Here is a 26,489-nt window from a genome sequence, read left to right on the forward strand (position 1 = left end):
AGACTATGGTCAGGAAGACACCCCTTGCCTTTGCCCTTTGCACATTACTGACCGCCGCCCCGCAGGCACTCGCCTCTTTCGATATGGAAGACTGTAAATGGAGCGACGACAGCTGCCTGCTGAAAGGCACGCCGACCTTTAACCCTGAAAACGACAGCCGCGACAACCTGCTGCGGCTGCTGAGTCAGGAAAAATCATTTGTTCTGCCGGTGCAGTCGATGCCAGCGGATATCACCCGCTCCCGCGATTTCTATTTTGCGTATCACCCACAATGGGATGAGGCTGTCCCGCAGCCAGCAACAGCGTCGGTGCAAAGCGAAGATACCACTCTGAGTCAGCAACTGGCTGTTCTGGAAATCGAACCTCCGCTATTTGCCAAACAAAACGGCTATGATGCCGACCTGGAAAACCGTTATGTTTCGAATAATCGCCAGAGCGTAAGCGAGTTTATCGCTGCTCTGATGACGGACGAGACATTAAATATCGACCAGCGCCGATTACTTGCGCAAGCGCGCCTGGATTTATGGGGGCGCGCGACCAAAGAACAGATCGCCGAGTCCCTTGCTGCACTTCCGGCTGATTCGACTTCACTTCTGTACAAAACGTATCTGACCGGTGCCGCGCATTTTTACGATCAAAATTACGAAGGGGCCGAGCAAGACTTTACCATCGTGTTGCACAACGGTTCCCCCTGGCTGATGGAAACCGCGCAATACATGTTGATGCGCACAGCACTGAACAAAAGCAGTAAGTTTAGCGACGGGCAGTACGGCGAATTTAATATCGACAATATCAAACTTAAAGACGCCGCTCAGGCGCAAAAAGAGGCGCAGAACTATTTGCAACGCTGGCCGGAAGGGCTCTACGCCAATTCCACCCGCGGTATGTTGCGTCGCATAAACTGGTATTTACAGGCGTGGCCGCAGTTGGCCGGGTTGTATGAGCAGACGCTCCAGCAGTCGGCTGACGCACAGCAACTGCGTGAAATCGTTATCGAATACGATAATGTATTCGGTATGCAATTCTTTGAAGGACCTGTGGTGGAGGCCTTCCCCGACGCGCCGCTGGTCAGCTATATCGAACTGCTGCGCGCGCTGCGTTTGAATAGTGATTACAAACTGACATTAACCCAGGAACAACTCGACGCCAGCAAGCCGGTGTTTGAACAGAGCCAAAAATTGCCGCTATGGCGCGATCTGCAACTGAATCTGTGGCAGGCAACGGGCAACTACGCGGCAATTATTCAGGCAGTTACGCCAGCGCAGAAACTTGCCGCTCACGATACTCTCGCCTTCAGCGAACAGGTGCTGTACGGCGAAGCGCTGATGGGCCAGAAGAATTGGAGCGCGGCGCGTGATTTCTGGCAGCAGTTGTTAAAACTTAGTCAGGACAACGAACAGCAGCAGTATGTGCAGGCTAAGCTCGCTGCGACGCTGGTTTATAGCGGCGACGTGGAGGCAGTTTTTGCCCCAGAAAGTACCGTGACCAACCTGCGCTTTCGCTCGCAGGTGCTAAAAACACAGGCCACGCCTGAACTGCTGCGTCAGCAGGCCGTCCACGGTCCGAATAACGAAGAGCGTACCATCGCCCTGCATACGCTGCTGGTGCGGGATCTTACTGAGGATCGCTTTGGCGACTGGCTGAATGACAAAAAACTGGCCAGCGCGATTACGCCTCCGGTCATTGGCGAAGCATTTGCTGACGTTAACCTGAGCATATTCGACTGGAATGGCGACGCGGCGCAGGCGGGCTATACGTGTCGCAGCCTCAATGAAACGGTAACGGTATTGAGCAAAAAAGCGGATGATGCCCACGCATTGAACTGCTTAGGCGAATTCTTCCGCACCACGCAAACGCATGTTGATCTGTGGAAAAACAGCGCTGGCAATGACGTGCTTGAATCAGCAATCTCGCGCAAGAAACCCTTCGGCCAGTTCGACAGACAAAGCTACTATCAGCAGGTAATCACCTCGCCCACCGCTGAAGTCGAAGATAAGAGCTTCGCGTTGTATCGCGCCATCATGTGCTATGCGCCTTCAGGCGCTAACGAGTGCGGCGGCGAGGAAGTGGATAAACTGCAGCGTAAGGGCTGGTTCACCCAACTGAAAACGCAGTATCCGGGAAGCCCGTGGGCGCAAAAACTCAAATACTACTGGTAACCGCACTGCTGCTGGGCCAGGCACAGGCGGCGGATATCGTCGCCGCCCGTGAGCATCCCGCCTTCTGGCTGTGGTCCGGAGTGAAGGCCAGTGACGAGCTGAAAAACGCGCAAACGGTCTATCTGCATCAGGGCGAGGTGCTGGTTCGTTCGGGTAATGTGGTTTTCCAGCGTCTCGGACTGCCGGTCAGCCATCTGTCTTTTCCGTCAATCTGGCTGACCGTACGCTTTACCACGCTCGACGTATCGGAGGAAATCCCGGCGCGTATCATACGGTTGATGCAACGCTGGCAGGCCGCCGGGAATCACGTTGTCGGCCTGCAGGTTGATTTTGACGCGGCGACCCATCAGCTTGCCGACTACGCGCACTTTCTACAGCAGTTGCGCCAGAGGTTACCCACCGAATTTGCACTTGGCGTAACCGGATTACTGGATTGGGCAAAAACGGGCGACGTCGCCACGTTGAACGCGCTGGCGGTCGATGAACTGGTGGTGCAGAGCTATCAGGGCCGTCACACGGTAACAAATTATCAGGCGTATCTGCCTGCGCTCGCTCGCCTGCGCATTCCGTTTAAGCTGGGACTGGTACAAAACGGTAGCAGGGACCCTCAGGCTGAAGCGCAGCTTGAGAAATCCCCGTGGTATCGCGGTACGGTGGTGTTTATGCTTAATCCTTCTCGCCGTTAAGCCTTCGCCTGGTGATGGCAGCAGCCGGAGAGATTATCCATGATTGGACATTCGGCGCTGTCATCGCCCGGGCAACTGTCCGCCAGCGCCAGCAAATGCAAGCGCATGGCCTGCAGCTCACTGATATGCCGCTCAATGTCCGCCACTTTTTCTAACGTACGCTTTTTCACATCCGCGCTATGACGCGCCGGATCGTTAAATAAGTTTACCAGCTCGCCGCACTCTTCCAGGTTAAAACCAACCTGGCGCGCCTGACGCAGCAACGTCAGTTCATTCAGATGCTGTTGGTTGTAAGTGCGATAGCCATTGTCACTACGCAGCGGCGGCGTCACCAGTCCTTTCTCTTCATAAAAGCGAATGGCTTTGCTGGTTAAACCGGTTTTTTTCGCAACATCGCTAATATTCACTTTTCCCCCGCGGTGCTTGTTGGTGCTGAGCCACATTATAGCCCAGATTGCCGTAATCATTTACCCGAGTGACCTGCACATTTTCAGCCAATAAAGAAATGAATAAATCCTTTTGATTCACATTGTTATACGCGACACAGATCACATTTCAGTATTTGTTGACCGCACAAAATTGACTCAAATCAAAAGATGCATTGATTCTACATCTTTCATATTGAACAAAGGGAAACAATTTTATATATAAACGCGAATGATAATGATGATCATTTACATTCAATAAAGGTTCCCTTATGTTGCCACGGATTAACCAAAGGCCATTTATTCTTTCAGCCCTGACATTATGCATGTCCGGCGCTGTTTCTGCAGCTACCTCTACAACACACGCTTCAACGCCCGGCGATGATACGGTGATCGTCACGGCTAACCGCTCTGAAAGTAGTCTCTGGGATAGCCCGGCAACCATTCAGGTTATCGATCGCCAGACGCTGCAAAACTCCACCAGCGTTTCTATTGCTGATGATTTACAAGATATTCCCGGCGTTGAAGTCACCGATAACGCCCTCGCTGGCCGGAAACAAATCCGTATTCGTGGCGAAGCCTCTTCGCGGGTGCTGATTTTGATAGACGGCCAGGTCGTCAGCTACCAGCGCGCCGGGCAAAACTACGGGGCCGGTTTGCTGATTGACGAATCCGCGCTGGAACGGATTGAAGTGGTCAAAGGCCCTTACTCTGTCCTCTATGGTTCGCAGGCGATTGGCGGCGTCGTAAACTTTATTACCAAAAAAGGCGGCGATAAGCCTCTCGGCGGCAGCGTTAAGGCCGTCTATAACTCCGCAACGGCAGGATGGGAAGAATCAGCTGCGGCCTGGGGCAGCATCGGAAACTTTGACTACCGCATCAATGGCAGCTATTCCGACCAGGGGGACCGCGATACGCCTGATGGAAGATTGCCCGACACCAATTTCCGTAATAACGGCCAGGGCATGTGGCTTGGCTACAACTTCGATCGCCACAAAATCGGACTTTCCCTCGATCGTTACAAACTGTCTACTCAAACCTGGTTTGACGATCCAGAGGGCCAGTTCGACGACTTTAGCGTCAAAATACCTAAGCTGGAACGCGAGAAAATCGGTCTTTTCTACGACTATGCGGCTGACGGGGATTACCTGAAGAAAATCCATCTTGACGCATACAGCCAGACAATAGAGCGCAAATTTGAAAACCGGGTCAAAACGACCCAGATAATCCCCAGCCCGGCGATTAAAGCGCTGACGATAAACAATCAAACCAATACCAACGACAAACAGTATACCCAGGGGGTAACGCTGCAGGGCAATTTCACCCTTCCCGCTAACAACGAGCTGGTGATTGGCACTCAATATCAGCATGACAAAATAAAACAGGACGCGGACGGCAGTACGCGCCAGACCGCAGCTACCGGCTTCTTCGATACGCAAACCCGTACCCTGTCATACAACGAAGCGGAGCAAAGCAACACCTCATTGTTCGCGCAAAACGACTGGCGCTTTGCCGATGACTGGACGTGGACCGTGGGCGCACGCCAGTACTGGCTGTCTTCGAAGCTCAATCGCAACGATACGCAAACCCTGCAAAGCAGCGGCAGCACCTGGCAATCCACCGGAGGAAATTCCGTTCACGATGATGAACTGGTGACCTCAACCAGCCTACGCTATTCCGGTTTTAAAGATCTTGAACTCCGGGCTGCATATGCCCAGGGCTATGTCTTCCCCACGCTGACTCAGCTATTTATGCAGACGTCCGCAGGCGGCAGCGTGACCTACGGCAACCCAAACCTGAAGGCGGAACACTCGAATAACTATGAGCTGGGCGCACGGTATAAAGGGAATATGTGGCTGATTGACGGCGCCATTTATTACTCCGAAGCCAAAGACTATATCGCCAGCCTGGCCTGTTCAGGTCAACCCGTATGCAACAGTAATACCACCTCTTCACGGGGCGGCTATTACTACTACGACAACATCGATCGGGCCAAAACCTGGGGCATGGAACTCACCGCAGAATACAACGGCTGGGCGGTTTCACCTTACCTGAGCGGTAATCTCATTCGCCGTCAGTACGAAGGCAATACCCTTAAAACCTGGGATACCGGCGAACCCACGCTGACCGGCCGCGTCGGCTTGAAACATACCTGGTTGATGAACGTCGCTAATCTGACGTCCGATGTCTTTATCCGCGCGGCGTCCAGCGCCAAAGATAATACCGGCACCACGGAAATCAACTACCCAGGCTGGGCCACACTTAACCTCGCATTTAACACCGAGTTCGGTCCGCAGGATCAGTATCAGGTCAACCTCGCGCTCAACAACTTGACCGACAAGCGTTACAGAACCGCGCATGAATCTATTCCAGACGCTGGTTTCAATGCCGCCGTTGGCTTTGCGTGGAATTTCTGACAATGAAAAAACTCATGATTGGCTTACTGAGCCTCGCCTGCGTTTTCAATGCCCAGTCCGCCGACCGCCTGGTGGTGGCGGGCGGCTCGCTTAGCGAACTGATATACGCCATGGGCGTCGGCAACCGGGTGGTCGGCGTTGATGAAACCACCTCGTATCCGCCTGAAACTGCCGCACTCCCGCATATCGGCTACTGGAAGCAGTTAAGCAGCGAGGGCATTTTATCGCTACATCCGGACAGCTTTATCACCTGGCAGGACGCTGGTCCCCAAATCGTCTTGGATCAGCTGCGAGCGCAAAAGGTTAACGTCGTGACGTTGCCACGCGTGCCGGCCACCGTCGAACAGATGTACGCCAACATTCGAGAACTGGCTACAACACTGCACATTCCTGAGCAAGGCGAGGCGTTAGTCAATCGCCTGCAGCAACGTCTGGAGCGTGTTCAGCACAGCGTGGCGGCGAAAAACGTGCCGGTCAAAGCCATGTTCATTCTCTCCGCTGGCGGCAGCGCGCCGCAGGTCGCCGGAAAAGGCAGCGTTGCCGATGCCATTATGACCCTCGCCGGCGCACAAAATGTCGCCACCCATGAGCAGTATAAAAGCTACAGCGCGGAATCACTGATCGCCGCCAACCCGGAGGTGATCGTGGTGACGTCGCAAATGGTGGATGGCGGTCTGGATCGCCTGAGCGCGATTGCCGGTATTACCCATACTGCAGCCTGGAAAAACCAGCGCATTGTGGCGGTAGACCAGGCGCTGATTCTGGGGATGGGGCCTCGCGTCGCCGATGCGGTTGAAGCCCTGCACCAGCAATTCTGGCCTCACTAACTGGATTTATTAAGAAGAATGAAAACTGAACACTCGCTGGATCTCACCGCGCATTTTGCGCTCGAGGGACGTCAGCCATTTAAGGATCGCCGCGCCACTATGCCCTGGCGTGGGGCGATCCCGGTTGCCAAAGAGCTATTGTCACAAACCTGGCAGGAGGTCATCAGCCAGTCAACCCCGCCGCGTAAACGGCTGGTGTACTTGCATATCCCTTTTTGTGCAACGCATTGTACTTTCTGCGGTTTTTATCAAAACCGGTTTGAAGAAGACAACTGCACCCGCTACACCAACGCGCTGTTGCGCGAAATAGAGATGGAAGCTGATAGCGCATTACATCAGTCGGCCCCCATTCACGCCGTCTATTTTGGCGGCGGTACGCCTTCTGCGCTGTCTGCACAGGATCTGGCCAGAATCATCACCGCGCTGCGTGACAAGCTGCCGCTGGCGCCGGACTGCGAAATCACCATTGAGGGACGGGTGCTCAATTTTGACAATGCGCGAATCGATGCCTGCCTTGACGCTGGCGCCAATCGATTTTCGATCGGTATTCAGTCTTTTAACAGCCGAATCCGCAAGAAAATGGCGCGTACTTCGGACGGCCCGACCGCGACAGCCTTTATGCAAGGACTGGTAAAACGGGATCGTGCCGCCGTGGTGTGCGATCTGCTGTTTGGTCTGCCAGGACAAGACGCAAAACTGTGGGGCGAGGATCTGGCGATTGCCCGCGACATCGGCCTCGACGGCGTAGATCTTTATGCGCTGAATCTGATCCCTAATACACCGCTAGGCAAAGCGGTTGAAACCGGGCGCACAACCGTTCCCTCTCCCGCCGAACGCCGCGATCTCTATCTTCAGGGCTGCGATTTCATGGACAGCGCGGGCTGGCGCTGCATCAGCAACAGCCACTGGGCGCGCACCACACGGGAACGCAATCTGTACAACCTGCTGATTAAACAGGGTGCAGACTGTCTGGCATTCGGCTCTGGGGCAGGAGGATCAGTCAATGGCTATTCCTGGATGGTCGAGCGCAACCTGAATACATGGCATGAATCTATCGCCGCCGGAAAAAAACCGCTAATGATGATGATGCGCACCGCCGAGCGTGGTTTCCAGTGGCGACACACTCTCCAGGCCGGTATTGAGACGGCCCGCGTTCCGCTGGATGAGCTGACACCTCATGCACAAAAACTGGCCCCGCTACTGACCCAATGGCATCACGCAGGACTGACGCGAGATGCCAGCACCTGTGTACGCCTGACCAATGAAGGGCGTTTTTGGGCGAGCAATATTTTGCAGTCTCTTGATGAACTGATTCAGGCACTTAACGCGCCGCGCATTGCGGTAGAGCAACCATAAAAGGAGTGAATTATGAGCCATGTCTCTTTACAGGATTTTTTGAAAACTGAGCCGGACGGTACGCTGGAAGCTATCGCCGCCCAGTACAACACTACATTGCTGGAGGTGGTGAAAAACCTCCCTTCCCCGACGCTGGTTTCCGGCAGTCAATTTGATACCGTCTGGGAAAACGTCTGCGAATGGGGCAAAGTCACCACCCTGGTCCATACTGCTGATGTCATTCTGGAATTCACCGGTGAATTACCTTCCGGGTTCCACCGCCACGGTTACTTCAACCTGCGCGGCAAAAAAGGCATGACCGGTCATATCAAGGCAGAAAACTGCACGCATATTGCCCTGATTGAACGCAAATTTATGGGAATGGACACTGCGTCCATTCTCTTCTTCAACCAGGCGGGTAGCGCTATGTTCAAAATTTTCCTCGGTCGCGATGAGCATCGACAGCTACTGGCCGAACAGGTCAGCGCCTTTCACGCGTTGTCTTCATCTTTAAAGGAACATGCCTGATGGCTCCATGGCTCATTTTTGGTGCAGGTGGTCGCGGCGTCGGCGCGAAAACGCTGGAACTCGCGCTGGCGGAGCATCGTCCGGTGATTGCCGTCGTTCGCAATCCCCAGGTCGCTGCCGGGCTGCAGGAAAAAGGTGTGCAGGTCTTTATTGGCGATGCCTGCGACAGCCAGGTCACCGCCTGCGCCTGTCGCGCAGCGGGTCAGCATGCCACAGTGATCTCCTCCATGGGCGGTGCCCAGGATTATCTGGCGCACAGAACCGTCATTGATGAAGCAGAAAAAGCTGAGATCAAACGCATGATTCTGGTCACCTCCCTGGGCTGTGGCGGCAGTTGGGCCTTTTTGTCCCCACGCGCCAGGGCCGCATTTGGCCAGGCTGTACGGGAAAAATCGTTGGCTGAAAGCTGGCTACAAACCAGTCCACTGGACTACGCCATTCTCCGCCCCGGCGGTTTGCTGAACGGTGAAGCCACAGGCCTGGCGCAACGATTACAGGCCGAAGAGTGTCATGGCTTTGTGATGCGCGCAGATGTTGCCAGGCACATTCACGAACTGGCCACGGCGCCGGCACTCAATAACCAGATTTACAGTTTGGTTGAGCCGGGACTAAAACCCGCGTAAACCCCTCGCGGCGCGGAAACTTCGCGCCGCAAAGACGTTATGGAGCGTTGCGTGCTTAAGGACTCGCTTTCTTCCGTCAGCATTCTGACGGGCCTTTCTCTCTTGCTGGTCGCTCTGATGCTGTTCGGTGCCAGTCAGGGGGCGTTGAATATTAGCTTCAACGCCCTGTTCAACGACGAATACCGTGATATCTGGTTGAACATCCGCCTGCCCCGCGTGCTGCTGGCCGTTTTGGTCGGTGCTGCGCTGGCTACGGCAGGGGTCATTATGCAGGGGCTTTTTCGCAATCCAATGGCCGATCCCGGCCTGCTTGGCGTCAGCAGCGGCTCCGCGCTGATGGTCGGCATCGCGATAGTTATCCCCTTTTCATTCCCCGTGGTGCTGGTGTTGTATGAGCAGATGATTTTTGCCGTCGCGGGCAGCATGGTGGTCTGCACGATTATTTTTCTGATAAGCCAGCGTCATAACCACGGCGGAATGATGCAACTGCTGTTAGCCGGTATCGCTATCAATGCTCTGTGCGGTTCGGCTATTGGCGTGCTGAGCTATGTGGGTGACGAACAGCAGCTACGTCAACTTACGCTGTGGATGATGGGGAATCTCGGCCAGGCCCAATGGCCGACGCTGCTGGTTGCCAGCACGTTTGTTCTTCCAGCCATTGCTGTCACCGTCTGTATGGCAGGAACGCTTAATTTGCTGCAATTGGGTGATGAAGAGGCGCATTACCTCGGCGTAAACGTCAAACGTAAGCGCCAGCAGTTACTGTTGCTCAGCTCGCTCCTGGTTGGCGCTGCCGTTTCCGTCAGCGGCGTGATTGGCTTTATTGGCCTGGTGATCCCACATCTGATCAGAATGACTACCGGCGCCGATCATCGCTGGTTGATTCCCTGCTCTACGCTGGCCGGCGCCTGTTTACTTCTGATTGCCGACACGCTGGCCCGCACTCTTGTTCAGCCTGCCGAAATGCCCGTTGGCCTGTTAACCAGCCTGATCGGTGGACCGTATTTCCTGTGGTTAATACTGCGTAGCCGGAGGGTGTCATGATCGTCGCTGAAAATCTGGTCTACCACATTCAGGGCAGACGACTGACCGATGACGTTTCCCTGACGCTACCTGATGGAGAAATCATCGCGATTCTTGGCCCGAATGGGGCAGGAAAATCGACGCTACTCCGCCAGCTTACGGGCTATCTGCAGCCCCATAGCGGACGTTGCAGCTTGTTTGGCAAGCCGCTGAACGAGTGGTCAATCACCGAGCTGGCAAAAACCCGTGCTGTGATGCGCCAGAACAGTCATATGGCCTTCCCGTTTAGCGTGCAGGAGGTCATCCGCATGGGCAGGCATCCGTATCGGACGCGCAACACGGGCGATGAAACGGAGCACATCATGACGCTGTGCGACTGCCAGGCGCTGGCCGCGCGCGATTACCGGCATCTGTCGGGAGGAGAACAACAACGGGTACAACTGGCGCGCCTGCTGGTTCAGCTTTGGGAGCCCGAGCCCAGACCAAAATGGTTGTTTCTCGATGAACCCACCTCTGCCCTGGATATTCACCACCAACAGCATCTTTTTCGTCTACTGCGTCGCCTGGTAGGTGAACGACAGTTCAGCGTCTGCTGCGTCCTGCACGATCTCAATCTTGCAGCGCGCTATGCTGACCGCGTGGTATTGATGGAACGCGGCAGGATAGTTGATAACGGTCGCCCACAGGATGTTCTGCTGCAACCATCGCTAAATGCGCTGTACGGCGCCGATCTCACAGTGATGAATGAACCGGAGCATCGAACGCCGCTTATCGTTCTCAATCAATAACAGACTGGGAACGTCCTGACCTGACGTTCCCGTTTTTCTCCTTTTCCTGCTTTTTCATCTTTTTTTAAAACGCCCTTGACCTTCCCCTTGCTGGAAGGTTTAACCTTTATCACAGTCAGTTAATCCCGTAATAAAGGAGTGTGTTATGTCTCAAACCATCGACCTGACCCTGGACGGACTGTCCTGCGGTCACTGCGTTAAACGCGTCAAAGAAAGTCTGGAACAACGTCCGGATGTTGAACAAGCGGATGTCACCGTGACTGAAGCGCACATCACCGGGAGCGCCAGTGCAGAAGCGCTGATTGAAACCATCAAACAAGCCGGTTACGGCGCGGAGTTAAGCCACCCAAAGGCTAAACCGCTGACGGAGTCATCAATCCCGTCGGAAGCACTGGCAGCGGTCCCTCCCGAGCTTCCGGCAGCTACGGCTGATGATGACAGCCAGCAGTTGCTGTTAAACGGCATGAGCTGCGCCAGCTGTGTTATCCGCGTACAAGATGCTCTGCAAAACGTACCGGGTGTCACACAGGCACGGGTAAATCTGGCGGAACGTACTGCGCTGGTAATGGGCAGTGCGTCCGCCGACCAATTAGTGAAAGCGGTGGAGAAAGCAGGTTACGGCGCAGAAGCCATTGAAGATGATGCTAAGCGTCGCGAACGTCAGCAAGAAACCGCCGTGGCAACCATGAAACGTTTTCGCTGGCAGGCGGCCGTCGCGCTGCTGCTGGGTATCCCTGTCATGGTATGGGGAATGATTGGCGATAACATGATGGTGAGTGACGACAACCGCAGCCTGTGGCTGGCGATTGGTCTAGCAACGCTTGCCGTGATGGTTTTCGCGGGCGGTCACTTTTACCGCAATGCGTGGAAAAGCCTGATGAACGGCACCGCGACCATGGATACGCTGGTGGCGCTGGGTACGGGGGTGGCATGGCTCTATTCCATGAGCGTCAACCTCTGGCCGCAATGGTTCCCGATGGAAGCGCGACACCTCTATTATGAAGCCAGTGCGATGATTATTGGTCTGATTAACCTCGGGCACATGCTGGAAGCGCGGGCTCGCCAGCGCTCGTCCAAAGCACTGGAAAAATTGCTCGATCTGACGCCGCCGACCGCGCGTGTTGTTACCGACGAAGGTGAAAAGAACGTGCCGCTGGCAGATGTTCAGGCGGGAATGTTGCTGCGCCTGACCACCGGCGATCGCGTTCCGGTTGATGGCGAAATCACTCAGGGCGAAGCCTGGCTGGATGAAGCCATGCTGACCGGTGAGCCGATTCCGCAACAAAAAGGCGAAGGCGATAGCGTCCACGCCGGTACGGTCGTACAGGACGGCAGCGTGCTGTTCCGCGCCAGCGCCGTTGGCAGCCACACCACGCTGTCACGCATTATTCGTATGGTGCGCCAGGCGCAAAGCAGCAAACCGGAAATAGGCAAACTGGCCGACCGTATCTCCTCGGTGTTCGTTCCGGTCGTGGTCGCCATTGCGCTGATCAGTGCGGCTATCTGGTATTTCTTTGGGCCGGCTCCGCAGATTGTTTATACGCTGGTGATTGCCACCACCGTTCTGATTATTGCCTGTCCTTGTGCGCTGGGTCTGGCAACGCCGATGTCGATTATTTCCGGCGTTGGGCGTGCCGCGGAGTTTGGGGTGCTGGTACGTGATGCTGATGCGCTGCAGCGCGCCAGCACGCTGGATACCATCGTGTTTGATAAGACCGGGACGCTGACGGAAGGCAAGCCGCAGGTTGTCGCCATCAAAACGTTTGGCAACACCGATGAAGCGCTGGCAATTCGTCTGGCTGCAGCCCTTGAACAGGGTTCCAGCCACCCGCTGGCCAGGGCGATTCTGGACAGAGCCGGTGATATCTCGCTGCCGCAGGTCAACGGTTTCCGTACGCTGCGTGGGTTAGGCGTCAGCGGTGAGACGGAAGGTCATACGTTGCTGCTGGGCAACCAGGCGTTGCTCAATGAACAGCAGGTAGATACCACTGAAATGGAAGCTGATATTACCGCTCAGGCTTCCCAGGGTTCAACCCCGGTCCTGTTGGCGATTGATGGTCACGCGGCGGCTCTGTTAGCGGTACGTGATCCATTACGTAGCGACAGCGTGGCAGCGCTCCAGCGTCTGCATCGCGCCGGGTATCGTCTGGTGATGCTCACCGGCGACAACCCAACGACCGCCAACGCCATTGCCAAAGAGGCGGGTATTGATGAGGTGATTGCGGGCGTCCTGCCGGACGGTAAAGCCGAGGCGATTAAGCGTCTGCAAAGCCAGGGGCGTCAGGTTGCCATGGTGGGTGACGGGATCAACGATGCGCCTGCGCTGGCTCAGGCTGATGTAGGGATTGCCATGGGTGGCGGTAGCGATGTGGCGATTGAAACCGCCGCGATTACGCTAATGCGCCATAGTCTGATGGGCGTGGCGGATGCGCTGTCTATCTCCCGGGCAACGCTGCGTAATATGAAGCAGAATCTGCTCGGCGCGTTTATCTATAACAGCATCGGTATTCCGGTTGCCGCTGGGATCCTGTGGCCGTTCACCGGAACGCTGCTCAACCCGGTCGTTGCCGGGGCGGCGATGGCGCTCTCCTCCATTACCGTGGTGAGCAACGCTAACCGACTGCTGCGCTTCAAACCGAAAGAGTAACCCATTGCCGAATGGCGCTCACGCTTATCCGACCTACAATGTTATCTGCACTTTGTAGGCCGGATAAGAGGATTTCGCATCGCCATCCGGCGATTCACGCATTGCACCTTCCTGGACCACGCGCTAGCATGGAAGTCTACTTAGGGAGGCCGTATGGATCTGTTGTACCGGGTAAAAACATTTTTCACCGCGCTACGCGGCAACCCCTATACCTGGCCTGCCATCGATATATCCTTGCCCGGCAACCGCCATTTTCATCTGATAGGCAGCATTCACATGGGCAGCCGCGAAATGGCGCCTCTGCCCGCCAAATTACTCAAAAAGCTCAAGCGTGCCGATGCGCTGATCGTTGAAGCCGATGTTTCCGGCGACGACGCGCCGTTTGCCAACCTTCCGACCTTTGCCGCCCTTGAAGAGCGCATCAGCCCGGAGCAGTTAGACAATCTACACAAGGTCACCAGCGAACTGGGGATTTCCCCTTCCCTGCTGTCTACCCAGCCGTTGTGGCAAATCGCCATGGTATTACAGGCAACGCAGGCGCAACAGCTGGGGCTGCGGGCGGAATACGGGATTGATTACCAACTGCTGAATGCGGCAAAACAGGCACATAAACCAGTCATCGAACTGGAAGGCGCATCCAGCCAAATCGAGCTGTTATGCCAGCTGCCCGATAACGGCCTGGCTCTACTGGACGATACCCTGACACACTGGCATACCAATGCCAGACTGCTCCAACAGATGATGGGCTGGTGGCTTAAAACGCCGCCGCGCAATAGCGAACTCACGCTACCCAATACGTTTAGCCAGTCGCTGTATGACGTTTTAATGCATCAGCGTAACGCAGCCTGGCGCGATCGACTCAGAGCGATGCCCGCCGGTCACTATGTCGTGGCCGTAGGCGCGCTGCATTTGTATGGGGAAGGAAATTTGCCGGAGATGTTACGGTAAAAAAAATGGCCAATATTTCTATTGGCCCGTCAAAGAGGAATTTCATCATTATTATGATCCCAACGCTTAAAGCGTCGGTGTAGTTCGATTGTCGCTCAAAGTCATCATCCTGCCAATACTATTGCGCAAGATGGTACTATTTTTTAGACAGACATCAGGCGTATGCTTGAGTCGTATTTTGTCTGGTCCAGGAAAATTGCTATGACACCCGCCGTTAAATTACTCGAAAAAAACAAAATTTCTTTCCAGATCCACACCTACGATCACGATCCGTCCGAGACGAACTTTGGTGACGAAGTGGTGCGCAAGCTAGGTCTGAATGCGGACCAGGTTTACAAAACGCTGCTGGTTGCCGCGAATGGCGATATGAAGCACCTGGCGGTGGCCGTTACGCCGGTGGCAGGTCAATTAGATCTAAAAAAAGTCGCCAAAGCATTAGGCGCCAAAAAAGTCGATATGGCCGATCCAATGGTTGCGCAACGAACCACTGGCTATCTGGTCGGCGGCATCAGCCCGCTGGGGCAGAAAAAAAGATTGCCGACGCTGATCGATGCTCCCGCCCAAACGTTTGACACCATTTATATTTCCGGTGGCAAACGCGGGCTGGATATCGAACTGGCAGCGGGCGATCTGGCGAAAATTCTGGATGCGAAATTCGCCGACATCGCACGCCGTGATTAAGCGGTTGTAGAATGAATGCCTGATGGCGCGCAGCTTTAAGGCCTACAACCGAAGACTCTTACAGTCAGCAGGCCGGATAAGGTGCCAGCACCGCCATCCGGCACTTCGCCCTGTTACTGCCAGGTAACTTCGCCCTTCGGCTCATACGCGCTGGCATCCAGCGGTGAGTTCTTCTGCACGTACTCTTTCAACACTTCCGCATCAATAAACCCGGTATTCACATAGCCTGGCTTATTGTCAATTCGCGGATAGCCATCGCCGCCGGTCGCGTTGAAGCTTAGCGTTGCCATGCGATAGGTTTTGGCTGGGTCAACGGGTTCGCCTTTGATTTTCAAATCGTTAAGCTTGCCGTCTTTCGCCACAAAGCTGACGTTGGCGAACTGCGGATAGGCCCCGGAGTCCGGCTTCATTTGCGCCACGGCGGTCAGATAGTCAATCACCTCTTTCCCGCTCATGTCGGCGTATACCACGATATTGCCAAACGGCTGTACCTTCAGCACGCTTTTATAGGTGATATCACCGCCTTCGATGGAATCACGGATACCGCCGCCGCTCATCACGCCAAAATCAGCGCTGGTTCGCGCCATTTGCGCAGCCAGCAGCAAATGCCCCATGTTGGTCTGCACGAAACGGACTTTGCTCCGATCGCCTTCAAGGCGCGCATTGACGCTACCGATTTTCACGTCGAGCTGCGCTTTCCCCTTATTCTGGAACGGCGTCAGCAGCGAAAGCATTTGCTGATTTTCAGCTATTTCTGGGGTGTAGAGTACGCGTTCACTTTTACCGTTGTCCCAGGTCACTTTTTTCTTCAGGTTGACAGGGATGAGCTGGTAATTAACCATTTTCATTTCGCCGTTACGGAACTCAAAGTCCGCCCGGCCCACGTATTTCCCCCACTCATGCGCCTGCACAATCCAGATCCCATTTTGCTTGTCTGGCGCACATGGCGTACCCGGTACGTAATCAACCTGCTTCTTGTTTTCCGCAGCCATACACACCGGATCCTGCGAGTGACCACCGACAATCATCGCCAGCGATCCCGCCGGCAGGCTGCGCGCCATTTCGACATCGCCAGGGGCGTTCGATCCGTGATTGCCATTGTCATAATGTCCCATATGGGTGGTCGCGATAATGATGTCTGGCTTTTCCCCCATATTCAGTTCCTGGATTACCAGTTTGGCTTCATCGGCAGGTTTACGGAACTCAATATCGGTAAAGAATTCGGGGTTGCCAATTTTCGCCGTATCGTCAGTGGTTAAACCGAGTACGGCTATTTTTAAATCCTGGCGCTTAAAGATGGCCCACGGCTTAAACAAACGCTCGCCGGTGCTTTTCTGATAGATATTGGCCGAGAGAAACGGGAATTTGGACCACTTTTCCTGCTGACGCAAGACGGTCATGGGATTATCAAACTCGTGGTTTCCGACCGCCATCGCGTCGTAGCCAATCAGATTCATCCCGCGAAAATCAGGTTCCGCATCCTGCAAATCGGACTCCGGTACGCCGGTATTAATGTCGCCACCGGAAAGCAGCAGTACACTTCCCCCCTCCTCAGCCACCTCTTTACGAATACCGTCCACCAGCGTTTTTTGCGCCGCCAGTCCATATTCCCCGTATTCACTGCGCCAGAAGTGACCGTGATGATCGTTGGTATGCAGAATGGTAATTTTGTAGGTTTTATCTTTTTCGTACGCTTGCGCAGGCTGACCTGCCAGCGTAAATGCGGCTAATAACGCCAGCGCCACGCCCCGTTTCAAAAACTTCATATTTCTCTCCCTGAGCCAAAATCAACGACTGAAATTACAATGATATGAAATAATAGTCGAAAATGTTTTCAGAAATGAGACTTCCTTCAAACACCTTCCGCAGGTATGTTAGTCAGGTAATAATAACAAAATAGATTACCCTCATAATCGCAACCCAAACAGAAGTGACTTTCTATGGCAATAAGTGAACAAACCCAGCCTGTGGCTGGCGCGTCAGCGTCGGTTGCTAAAGCACGCACCTCATTTGGCATTTTAGGCGCGATCAGTCTCTCCCATCTGCTAAACGATATGATCCAGTCGCTGATCCTGGCGATTTATCCGCTGTTGCAGTCAGAGTTCTCACTGACGTTTATGCAGATAGGTATGATTACCCTGACCTTCCAGCTTGCTTCCTCGCTGCTGCAACCGGTCGTGGGTTACTGGACGGACAAATACCCGATGCCGTGGTCGCTGCCCATTGGGATGTGCTTCACGCTGAGCGGACTTGTTTTGCTGGCCATGGCCGGCAGCTTCCATATGGTGTTGCTCGCCGCGGCGCTGGTTGGCACCGGCTCTTCGGTGTTTCACCCGGAATCATCCCGCGTGGCGCGAATGGCCTCCGGCGGTCGTCACGGCCTGGCCCAGTCAATTTTCCAGGTTGGCGGCAACTTCGGTAGCTCTCTGGGCCCCTTGCTGGCGGCTGTCATCATCGCGCCATATGGTAAGGGTAATGTGGCCTGGTTTGTTCTGGCTGCGTTATTAGCGATTGTCGTCCTGGCGCAAATCAGCCGTTGGTACGCTGCGCAGCATCGGATGAGTAAAGGAAAACCGAAAGTCGCCATCGTAAATCCGTTACCGCGCAATAAAGTGGTGCTGGCGGTAAGCATCCTGCTGGTACTGATTTTCTCCAAATACTTCTATATGGCGAGCATCAGCAGCTATTACACCTTTTATCTGATGCAAAAATTCGGATTATCGGTACAAAATGCCCAGTTTCACCTGTTTGCCTTCCTGTTTGCCGTCGCGGCCGGGACGGTGATTGGTGGACCATTAGGCGATAAAATTGGCAGAAAATATGTTATTTGGGGCTCTATCCTCGGTGTAGCGCCATTTACCCTCGTTTTGCCCTACGCAACGCTGGAATGGACTGGGATTTTAACCGTGATCATTGGTTTTATCCTCGCATCGGCGTTTTCTGCCATTCTGGTCTACGCACAAGAGCTGCTTCCTGGGCGTATCGGCATGGTTTCTGGGCTATTTTTCGGTTTTGCCTTCGGCATGGGTGGCTTGGGAGCCGCGGTGTTAGGGCTGGTAGCCGACCATACCAGTATCGATTTGGTCTACAAAATATGTGCTTTCCTACCTCTTCTGGGGATACTGACCATATTCTTACCTGATAACCGACACAAAGCCTGATTTTCTGACGGCCAAAAGTAAATTTTGGCCGTCATCACTTACAGTTGCCATCAGCCTTTACCTCTCAGATATCACCTTACTTTTCCGATCCGTGCTTTTTTACGCCTAAAATCCCGTTTTCTTCAAAATTCAATAATTATTCATAAACATAAACATCAAAATTGTCATAAACTATTACTCGTAATTTGAGTTTTCAGGATCATCACAGCAACCAAAGGAGACGGAATGCATCACGCCACCCCGCTTATCACCACCATTGTCGGCGGCCTTGTGCTCGCTTTTATATTAGGCATGATTGCCAATAAACTACGTATTTCTCCTCTGGTGGGATATCTGTTAGCGGGCGTTCTGGCCGGTCCATTTACACCTGGTTTTGTTGCGGATACCAAGTTAGCGCCTGAACTGGCCGAGCTTGGCGTAATCCTGCTGATGTTCGGCGTGGGGTTGCACTTTTCGTTGAAAGATTTGATGGCGGTAAAGGCTATCGCCATTCCCGGCGCGATTGCTCAGATAGCGGTGGCAACGCTGCTGGGTATGGCGCTTTCAGCGGTGATGGGCTGGTCGTTAATGGTAGGGATCGTGTTTGGTCTGTGTCTATCAACCGCCAGTACCGTGGTGCTACTGCGTGCCCTTGAAGAAAGACAGCTCATTGACAGCCAGCGCGGGCAAATCGCCATCGGCTGGCTGATTGTCGAAGACCTGATGATGGTACTGACGCTGGTTCTCCTGCCAGCCGTCGCCGGAATGCTGGAAAAAGAAGATGTCGGCTTCGCCTCGCTGGCCGTCGATATGGGCATAACCATCGGTAAGGTGGTGGCGTTTATCGCGATTATGATGCTGGTGGGTCGTCGCCTGGTGCCATGGATTATGGCCCGCAGCGCCGCTACCGGTTCACGTGAACTGTTTACCCTGTCGGTCCTCGCCCTCGCATTAGGTATCGCCTTTGGCGCTGTAGAGTTGTTCGACGTCTCCTTTGCGCTGGGCGCGTTCTTCGCCGGTATGGTGCTGAATGAATCGGAACTGAGTCACCGTGCGGCGCATGACACCCTGCCGCTGCGCGATGCGTTCGCCGTACTGTTCTTCGTTTCCGTCGGGATGCTGTTCGATCCGTTAGTCCTGATCCAGCAGCCGCTGGCGGTGCTGGGCACGCTGGCGATTATTATCTTTGGTAAATCCCTTGCTGCCTATTTCCTGGTGCGCCTGTTTGGACACTCCCAACGTACGGCGCTCACCATTGCCACCAGCCTGGCGCAGATTGGTGAATTTGCCTTTATCCTGGCGGGTCTGGGAATGGCGTTAAACCTGCTGCCGCAGGCCGGACAGAATCTGGTCCTGGCCGGGGCAATCCTGTCCATCATGCTTAACCCGGTGCTGTTCGCGGTGTTAGAAAAATACCTCGCCAAAACAGAAACGCTGGAAGAGCAGACGCTGGAAGAGGCCATCGAAGAAGAGAAGCAAATTCCGGTGGATATCTGTAATCACGCCCTGCTGGTTGGCTTTGGTCGTGTCGGTAGCCTGCTGGGTGAGAAATTGATGGCTGCGGGGATCCCGCTGGTGGTTATCGAAACCTCGCGTACCCGGGTAGATGAACTGCGCGAGCGCGGGATCCGCGCAGTGCTGGGAAATGCCGCCAACGAAGAGATTATGAATCTGGCGCATCTGGATTGCGCACGCTGGCTGTTGCTGACCATTCCCAATGGTTATGAAGCGGGTGAAATTGTCGCTTCTGCACGTGAGAAATGCCCATCGATTGAGATTATCGCCCGCGCGCATTATGACGATGAGGTGGAATATATTACCGAACGCGGCGCCAATCAGGTCGTCATGGGTGAGCGTGAAATCGCCCGTACCATGCTGGAGCTAATTGAAACGCCGCCTGCCGGTGAAGTTGCTACCGCCAGTTAATGTACGTGCCGGATAGCGCTGTCGCTTATCCGGCCTGTGCCTGATTTAACGGTCCCAGTAAGACTCCTCAAGACTGTCTTCACGTTCCGGCAAACCGCGCGTCAGGCGCGGTGAATGCTGGTTCAGCACCTGATAACTCACGCGATTAGCATATTTACACACCTGGGCTAGCGACGAATAGGTCAGCCAGGTGAACTTGTGCTTGCTGGAGTTAGGCACGTTACTGCGGTGATAGCTGTTGGCGGTGATATCATGCAGCAATGCCGCCAGCGCGCCGTCACCCGCGCCGTTGGTATTCATTATCTTTTCAGGCCCGCCCATATACGGCGCAATGTGCGAATACACGCGCAGCGGATTGATACAGTCTTTATGGCGCATGGCGCGGCTGAATTCGTACTGGTTAAATTCGGCAATAGCCCCGGGCAGCAGCGGATGCTGGGTTTTACGTTTAACTTCTTCTTCCGTAAAGCCCGCCATATACAGACCCGCCGGACCCGCGGTGCACAGCACCAGGTCCACCCAATCCAGCGCTTTGTCGGACGCCAGCAGCGGATCGTTCTCGCCTGTCAGCGCTTCGGCCTCTTCTTCATTCATCGCCAGAATAGAGACATGCTCTTTGAGGAACGCCTGCCACCACTGCGGGTTATCGGCAATGACGAACTTGGTGCCCAGCGTCAGTACCACCGGCACATTGTGTTTTTTAGCATATTCAATTGCCTTCATGGTCGCTTCCGGCATCGGCTCGCCCGGCTCGCAGCGCACCAGATAGGACGTCAGCACCAGCGCGGACGCTCCGGCAATCACCGATTCAGGGATGCTATCTGCCCGTAGCTTATTCATATGCCCTGGGCTGATCGCGAAGGTACGCTCACCTGACTCGCCAATCAGCGTAAAGCAGCGGCCAATCGGTCCATTAACGCCTTGCAGGTAGTTCAGATCGGTACGGCTGGAGGTATTGCATAAATAGCGGTACGCATAGCTGCCAATCTCGATATTGCTGCACATCACGCCCAGCAGCACCGAGCGGTCATCCGCCAGCACGGAGTAGTTGTGCATCGTGTTACCGATAGTACCGCCCGCAAACTGATGGGTGATCAAATTTTCACGCACCAGCTCCTGATAGAGCGCTTCTGCGACATCATCGGCAATCACCAGAGAATGCCCGGCGCTTAATCCATAACGTTTTACAAAGCCATCATCCACTTTGGCTTCAATATCCACCAGCGTCTGGTCAATACCCACCACCCAGGCTGCGCTGGTTTCATTTTCTGGCTGAATTTGTTGCAGCAACGGATCGCGCGCGCTAACGGGAAAATAGTGCTTGGATTTACGTTTACCGGGAAATTTCATGGTCGATTTTACGGGTGGTTAACTGAGCGATGCATGGTAGCACATTCCCTGCTGCGCATGCGATGCGGCGCTGAGTTTCAATATCGGACGGTGAGATCGCAGTTTAAACGGGATTAATTTCTACAATAACTCACCTTCACAAGGAGCGTTTTATGAAGCCGGAAAACAAGATCCCCGTACTCGACAAAATTTCGGATGAAATGAAAAGCGTGGTGAATTTTCATCGCGACGATTTGCCGCCGTGGCCCGCTGCCGATGACATCGTGGCCCAGCGCCAACACTATATTCATGAACGACAGCTGTGGAATGCCGATGCGCCACAGATGAATACCCGTGAATGCGTTATTTCTACCGCGTGCGGCCCCGTTGCCACACGCATTTACGCTCCGCAGCCCCATAGCCAGGCGACGCTATATTACCTGCACGGCGGCGGTTTTATTCTCGGTAATCTGGATACCCACGATCGCATTATGCGCTTACTGGCGCACTATACGCAGTGCACAGTAATTGGTATCGACTATTCGCTGTCGCCGGAAGCTCGTTTCCCGCAAGCCATCGAAGAGATTGTCGCCGTTTGCCAGTATTTTCATCAGCACGCTGGCGACTATTCCCTTAATGTGAATCATATTGGTTTTGCCGGTGATTCCGCCGGGGCCATGCTGGCGCTGGCCAGCGCACTGTGGCTGCGGGATAAACACATTGTCTGCGGCAAGGTGGCTGGGGTGCTGTTGTGGTATGGGCTTTACGGCCTGCAGGATTCACTGAGCAGACGGCTGATGGGCGGAGCGTGGGATGGTTTAACCCGCGAGGACTTGCAGATGTACGAAAACGCGTACCTGCGTAGCACCGACGATCGCGAGTCACCGTATTATTGCCTGTTTAATAACGATCTGACGCGCGATGTGCCGCCGTGTTTTATTGCCGGCGCGGAGTTTGATCCGCTGATTGACGATAGCCGCTTATTATTCCAGACGCTACAGACGCATCAGCAGCCCTGCCAGTACAAAATGTACCCCGGCACGCTGCACGCCTTCCTGCACTATTCGCGGATGATGAAAACCGCCGACGATGCGTTGCGGGAGGGCGCGCGTTACTTCAGGGCACAGCTTTAACGGTAAGCTGCAGTCAGATTGACCATCATTTCGATATGTTCCGGCGTGGCGTTCAGCGCCGGGATATACTCATATTGCTTACCGCCAGCCTCGAGGAAAATCTCCCGATTTTGTACCGCTATCTCTTCCAGCGTTTCGAGGCAATCGGCCGCAAAGCCCGGACACATAACCTGGATATGTCGGGTCCCTTTCTCCGCCAGCATTTTTAACGTTTCGTCGGTATACGGCGTCAGCCATGGTTCGCGGCCAAAGCGAGACTGGAAGGTCATCATGACTTTTTCCGGCGGCAGACCAAGCGCTGAAACCAGCTCACGGGTGGTATCGCGACAGCGCTGCGGGTAGTCATCGCCTTCATCGGCGTAACGCTGCGGAATGCCGTGGTAAGAGAGCAGCAGTAAATCAGGTTCGCCATGCTGAGCAAATGAATCCCGGGCGCTCTTGGCCAGCGCATCAATGTAGCTGCTGTCATCGGCGTAATCACGAATAAACGAGACGCCAGGAATACCGCGTTTACGCGCTAAGATGCGCGCCAGTTCATCCCAGACCGCCGCTACCGTCGAACAGGAATATTGCGGGTACAGCGGTAACACCACTATGTGTTCTACCCCGCTTGCCAGCAGCTCATCAACTGCGCTTTCGAGCGACGGTGAACCGTAACTCATCCCCAGCGCGACAGGCGTATTTGGCAAACGTTGTGCCAGCGCCTGCTGTTGCGCCTTGCTGTAGACCATCAGCGGGGAACCGTCTTCCATCCAGATTGACTGGTACAGTTTTGCCACTCGCGGGGCACGCAGCGGCAAAATAACGGCGCGCAACAGTGGCCACCACAGCGCAGGTGACGTATCGACTACGCGTTGATCGCTTAAAAACTGGCGCAGATAGCGCTTAACGGCTTCGGGGGTTGGGGCATCGGGAGTACCGAGGTTTGCCAGCAGGATACCGGTTTTCGTCTGACGCATTACCGCCTCTTATCGATTCAAATTGTTGATAATTGTAGCGGAAAAGCGATAAAGAAGAACTAATTGCTGTGAGAGGTAAGACGAGAATTTGCCGGATGGCGGTGTATACACCACCATCCGGCATTAACCGCGTTAAAAAAATTAACCGAGGATTTTTTCCAGCGCTGCGCGCACGTCAGCCACGGCCTGGGTGCCGTCAACTTTCGCGTATTTGGTGTTACCCGCCTGCGCTTCTTTAGAGTAATAGCCGATCAGCGGAGCGGTCATCTGATGGTATTCCACCAGGCGCTTACGTACGGTCTCTTCCTGATCGTCTTTACGGGTGGTCAGCTCTTCGCCGGTCACGTCGTCTTTACCTTCAACCTTAGGCGGGTTGAATTTGATGTGGTAAACGCGGCCAGAAGCAGCGTGTACGCGACGCCCCACGATACGGTCAACGATCAGCTCGTCAGGTACGTCAAACTCCAGAACGTAGTCCACGTTGATGCCTGCTTCTTTCATGGCGTCAGCCTGCGGAATAGTACGCGGGAAGCCATCAAGCAGGAAACCATTACGGCAGTCTTCCTGAGCAATACGCTCTTTTACCAGCGCGATCACCAGCTCATCAGTCACCAGCTTACCGGCGTCCATGATGTCTTTCGCTTGTTTGCCCAGCTCGGAGCCAGATTTCACGGCGGCACGCAGCATATCACCGGTGGAGATTTGCGGAATACCATACTTCTCCATGATGAACTGAGCCTGAGTTCCTTTACCCGCGCCCGGAGCGCCAAGCAGAATGATACGCATTACGAAAATCCCCTTAAAGGTTGTCGATATTTTTTAAAAAGCGCTAAACGATACCACCATCACGCAATTGGCTCAAGGAAGACGCCCGACGCTGAAACGGTTAACGGAGGAAAATGAAGAAAAGAGAGGATAAAAAAACGCCCGATGGCGCTACGCACATCGGGCTTTCATAAGCTGCCTGCTCGTTGGCCGGATAAGCGTTAGCGCCATCCGGCATTACATTACGGCTATCAGGACACCAGCAACTGGTTCATACGACGGATGAACTGGTTCGGATCTTCCAGCGTGCCGCGCTCGGCAAACAGCGCCTGATCCAGCAGCAGTTCAACCCACTCTTTGAACTGCACTTCATCCTGGGTATCCGCCGTGCGTTTTACCAGCACGTGGTCCGGGTTCAGTTCAAAGATGTATTTCACTTCCGGTACGGCCTGGCCCGCAGCGGCGAATAGTTTCGCCATCTGGGTGCTCATTTCGTCCGCATCGGTGGTGACGATGGCCGGCGTGTCGGTCAGGCGGTGGGTCAGTCGCACTTCTTTTACGCGGTCGCCCAGCAGGGTTTTCACGCGCTCAACGAACGGCGTCAGCGCTTTTTCCGCTTCTTTTGCCGATTCGTCAACTTCATCCGCCAATTTGTCGATGGACTCGTCAGCTTTGGCGACGGACTGGAATGCCTTACCGTCGAACTCGGTCAGGTAGTTCATCATCCACTCATCGATGCGGTCAGAAAGCAGCAGCACTTCGATGCCTTTCTTACGCAGCAGTTCCAGGTGCGGGCTGCTCTTCGCCGCCGCATAGCTGTCTGCAGTGATGTAGTAAATTTTCTCCTGCCCTTCTTTCATCCGCGACACGTAATCTTCCAGCGACACGGTTTGCGCGGAGGAGTCAGTGTGCGTGGACGCGAAGCGCATCAGCTTAGCGATCGTTTCCTGGTTGGCATGGTCTTCCGCCGGTCCTTCTTTCAGCACCAGGCCGAACTGTTTCCAGAAGGTCTGGTATTTTTCCGCGTCGTCTTTCGCCAGTTTTTCCAGCATCTGCAGTACGCGTTTGGTCAGCGCGCTGCGCAGGTTACGGGTGACGGTGCTGTCCTGCAGGATCTCACGAGAAACGTTCAGCGGCAGATCGTTGGAATCTATCAGGCCGCGCACAAAGCGCAGATAGTTCGGCATGAACTGCTCGGCGTCGTCCATGATGAACACACGCTGAACATACAGTTTCAGCCCATGCTTGTGATCGCGGTTCCACATATCCCACGGTGCCTGGGACGGGATGTACAGCAGGCTGGTGTACTCCTGCTTACCTTCCACACGGTTGTGGCTCCAGGTCAGCGGGTCAGTGAAGTCGTGGGCGATATGCTTGTAGAATTCGTTGTACTCGTCGTCTTTGATTTCCGACTTGTTACGGGTCCACAGCGCCTGCGCCTTGTTGATCTTTTCCCAGGAAACCACGGTCTCGCCGTCTTTCTCTTCGGATTTTTCGATCTCTACCGGCAGCGCGATATGGTCGGAATATTTGCTGATGATGGAACGTACGCGCCAGTCATCCAGGAACTCGTCTTCGCCTTCGCGCAGATGCAGAGTGATTTCGGTGCCGCGATCGTCTTTGGTGATGTCGGCTACGGTGTACTCGCCTTCGCCCGCAGATTCCCAGAACACGCCGTTTTCCGGTTTATCGCCCGCAGCGCGGGTACGTACGGTAACTTTGTCCGCCACGATGAACGCAGAGTAGAAACCAACCCCGAACTGGCCGATCAACTGGCTGTCTTTCGCCTGATCGGAGCCCATGGATTCGAGGAAAGATTTGGTGCCGGATTTTGCAATGGTCCCCAGATGATCGATAACGTCATCGCGGTTCATCCCCACGCCGTTATCGGCAATGGTCAACGTACGCTTATCTTTATCGAAGGAAACACGTACACGCAGCTCACCATCACCTTCATACAGATCCGGGTTAGACAGAGCGCGGAAACGCAGTTTGTCTGCCGCATCCGAGGCGTTAGAGATAAGCTCACGCAGGAAGATTTCTTTATTGGAATACAGAGAATGGATCATCAGGTGCAGAAGCTGTTTTACTTCTGACTGAAAACCACGAGTTTCTTGTCCTTTCATGTAGATCTACCTCAACAATGCCAT

Annotated in this window: 21 protein-coding genes; 15 read left to right on the plus strand and 6 right to left on the minus strand. The window is 54.4% G+C overall.

The window, feature by feature from the left end; genetic code table 11:
* The first annotated feature begins 5 nt into the window (after positions 1–5).
* Together OGV77_RS04085 and OGV77_RS04090 are read left to right on the plus strand one after the other, a co-directional pair.
* Positions 6–2,159 carry a PA5441 family protein gene (locus OGV77_RS04085; protein WP_286502618.1) on the plus strand — a complete coding sequence of 718 codons (2,154 nt, stop codon included), beginning with the start codon at positions 6–8 and terminating at the stop codon, positions 2,157–2,159.
* Positions 2,129–2,845 (plus strand): DUF3142 domain-containing protein, encoded by a 717-nt coding sequence (locus tag OGV77_RS04090; RefSeq protein ID WP_087051617.1) that lies wholly within the window; start codon positions 2,129–2,131, stop codon positions 2,843–2,845. Before OGV77_RS04085 ends, OGV77_RS04090 begins: the two co-directional genes overlap by 31 nt.
* Here the strand turns inward: OGV77_RS04090 and cueR are convergent.
* Complete coding sequence (cueR, locus tag OGV77_RS04095) at positions 2,842–3,252, minus strand: Cu(I)-responsive transcriptional regulator (RefSeq protein WP_043017858.1); 411 nt, start codon at positions 3,250–3,252, stop codon at positions 2,842–2,844. The genes OGV77_RS04090 and cueR overlap by 4 nt on opposite strands.
* A 290-nt stretch (positions 3,253–3,542) precedes the next feature.
* Here cueR and OGV77_RS04100 point away from each other — a divergent pair, with 290 nt between their 5' ends.
* From OGV77_RS04100 to ybaK, 10 genes are all read left to right on the plus strand, one after another.
* Positions 3,543–5,687: a TonB-dependent receptor plug domain-containing protein gene (locus OGV77_RS04100; protein WP_043015440.1), complete on the plus strand. Its 2,145-nt coding sequence runs from the start codon at positions 3,543–3,545 to the stop codon at positions 5,685–5,687.
* A gap of 2 nt (positions 5,688–5,689) precedes the next feature.
* Positions 5,690–6,514 (plus strand): heme/hemin ABC transporter substrate-binding protein, encoded by an 825-nt coding sequence (locus tag OGV77_RS04105; protein ID WP_087051618.1) that lies wholly within the window; start codon positions 5,690–5,692, stop codon positions 6,512–6,514.
* Between the two features lie 18 nt (positions 6,515–6,532).
* The gene (gene hutW, locus OGV77_RS04110) at positions 6,533–7,870 is read left to right on the plus strand and encodes a heme anaerobic degradation radical SAM methyltransferase ChuW/HutW (RefSeq protein WP_087051619.1); all 1,338 of its coding nucleotides are present in this window, start codon (positions 6,533–6,535) and stop codon (positions 7,868–7,870) included.
* 12 nt (positions 7,871–7,882) lie between these two features.
* Positions 7,883–8,377, plus strand: a complete 495-nt coding sequence (hutX, locus tag OGV77_RS04115) for a heme utilization cystosolic carrier protein HutX (protein ID WP_043015437.1) — start codon at positions 7,883–7,885, stop codon at positions 8,375–8,377.
* Complete coding sequence (gene chuY / locus OGV77_RS04120; RefSeq protein WP_286502619.1) at positions 8,377–9,000, plus strand: anaerobilin reductase; 624 nt, start codon at positions 8,377–8,379, stop codon at positions 8,998–9,000. The genes hutX and chuY overlap by 1 nt, the downstream gene beginning before the upstream one ends.
* A gap of 51 nt (positions 9,001–9,051) precedes the next feature.
* Positions 9,052–10,044 carry a FecCD family ABC transporter permease gene (locus OGV77_RS04125; RefSeq protein WP_043015435.1) on the plus strand — a complete coding sequence of 331 codons (993 nt, stop codon included), beginning with the start codon at positions 9,052–9,054 and terminating at the stop codon, positions 10,042–10,044.
* Positions 10,041–10,811, plus strand: a complete 771-nt coding sequence (locus tag OGV77_RS04130) for a heme ABC transporter ATP-binding protein (RefSeq protein ID WP_047412979.1) — start codon at positions 10,041–10,043, stop codon at positions 10,809–10,811. Before OGV77_RS04125 ends, OGV77_RS04130 begins: the two co-directional genes overlap by 4 nt.
* A gap of 145 nt (positions 10,812–10,956) precedes the next feature.
* A complete protein-coding gene (gene copA, locus OGV77_RS04135) occupies positions 10,957–13,458 on the plus strand; it encodes a copper-exporting P-type ATPase CopA (RefSeq protein ID WP_087051620.1) in 2,502 nt (833 codons plus the stop codon).
* 153 nt (positions 13,459–13,611) lie between these two features.
* Positions 13,612–14,406, plus strand: a complete 795-nt coding sequence (locus OGV77_RS04140) for a TraB/GumN family protein (protein WP_075145056.1) — start codon at positions 13,612–13,614, stop codon at positions 14,404–14,406.
* 201 nt (positions 14,407–14,607) lie between these two features.
* The gene (gene ybaK, locus OGV77_RS04145; RefSeq protein ID WP_087051621.1) at positions 14,608–15,087 is read left to right on the plus strand and encodes a Cys-tRNA(Pro)/Cys-tRNA(Cys) deacylase YbaK; all 480 of its coding nucleotides are present in this window, start codon (positions 14,608–14,610) and stop codon (positions 15,085–15,087) included.
* 113 nt (positions 15,088–15,200) lie between these two features.
* Here the strand turns inward: ybaK and ushA are convergent, their stop codons facing one another.
* Positions 15,201–16,853 carry a bifunctional UDP-sugar hydrolase/5'-nucleotidase UshA gene (gene ushA / locus OGV77_RS04150; protein ID WP_043015430.1) on the minus strand — a complete coding sequence of 551 codons (1,653 nt, stop codon included), beginning with the start codon at positions 16,851–16,853 and terminating at the stop codon, positions 15,201–15,203.
* Between the two features lie 174 nt (positions 16,854–17,027).
* Here ushA and fsr point away from each other — a divergent pair, with 174 nt between their 5' ends.
* Complete coding sequence (fsr, locus tag OGV77_RS04155; protein WP_043015429.1) at positions 17,028–18,248, plus strand: fosmidomycin MFS transporter; 1,221 nt, start codon at positions 17,028–17,030, stop codon at positions 18,246–18,248.
* 225 nt (positions 18,249–18,473) lie between these two features.
* On the plus strand, positions 18,474–20,153 hold the full coding sequence (gene ybaL, locus OGV77_RS04160; protein WP_043015428.1) for a YbaL family putative K(+) efflux transporter: 1,680 nt from the start codon (positions 18,474–18,476) through the stop codon (positions 20,151–20,153).
* 45 nt (positions 20,154–20,198) lie between these two features.
* On the opposite strand, the gene gsk is transcribed toward ybaL, so the two are convergent.
* Positions 20,199–21,503 carry an inosine/guanosine kinase gene (gene gsk, locus OGV77_RS04165; RefSeq protein WP_043015427.1) on the minus strand — a complete coding sequence of 435 codons (1,305 nt, stop codon included), beginning with the start codon at positions 21,501–21,503 and terminating at the stop codon, positions 20,199–20,201.
* Positions 21,504–21,655: 152 nt separating this feature from the next.
* Here gsk and aes point away from each other — a divergent pair, with 152 nt between their 5' ends.
* Positions 21,656–22,615 (plus strand): acetyl esterase, encoded by a 960-nt coding sequence (gene aes / locus OGV77_RS04170; RefSeq protein WP_087051622.1) that lies wholly within the window; start codon positions 21,656–21,658, stop codon positions 22,613–22,615.
* Here the strand turns inward: aes and hemH are convergent.
* From hemH to htpG, 3 genes are all read right to left on the minus strand, one after another.
* Entirely contained in the window at positions 22,612–23,574 is a 963-nt protein-coding gene (gene hemH / locus OGV77_RS04175; protein WP_087051623.1) for a ferrochelatase, read from the minus strand. The genes aes and hemH overlap by 4 nt on opposite strands.
* A gap of 141 nt (positions 23,575–23,715) precedes the next feature.
* Complete coding sequence (gene adk / locus OGV77_RS04180) at positions 23,716–24,360, minus strand: adenylate kinase (protein ID WP_003021773.1); 645 nt, start codon at positions 24,358–24,360, stop codon at positions 23,716–23,718.
* Between the two features lie 230 nt (positions 24,361–24,590).
* Entirely contained in the window at positions 24,591–26,465 is a 1,875-nt protein-coding gene (gene htpG, locus OGV77_RS04185) for a molecular chaperone HtpG (protein ID WP_087051624.1), read from the minus strand.
* Positions 26,466–26,489: the final 24 nt, after the last annotated feature.

This window comes from Citrobacter sp. Ce129, from assembly GCF_030334545.1.
Lineage (GTDB): Bacteria > Pseudomonadota > Gammaproteobacteria > Enterobacterales > Enterobacteriaceae > Citrobacter > Citrobacter europaeus.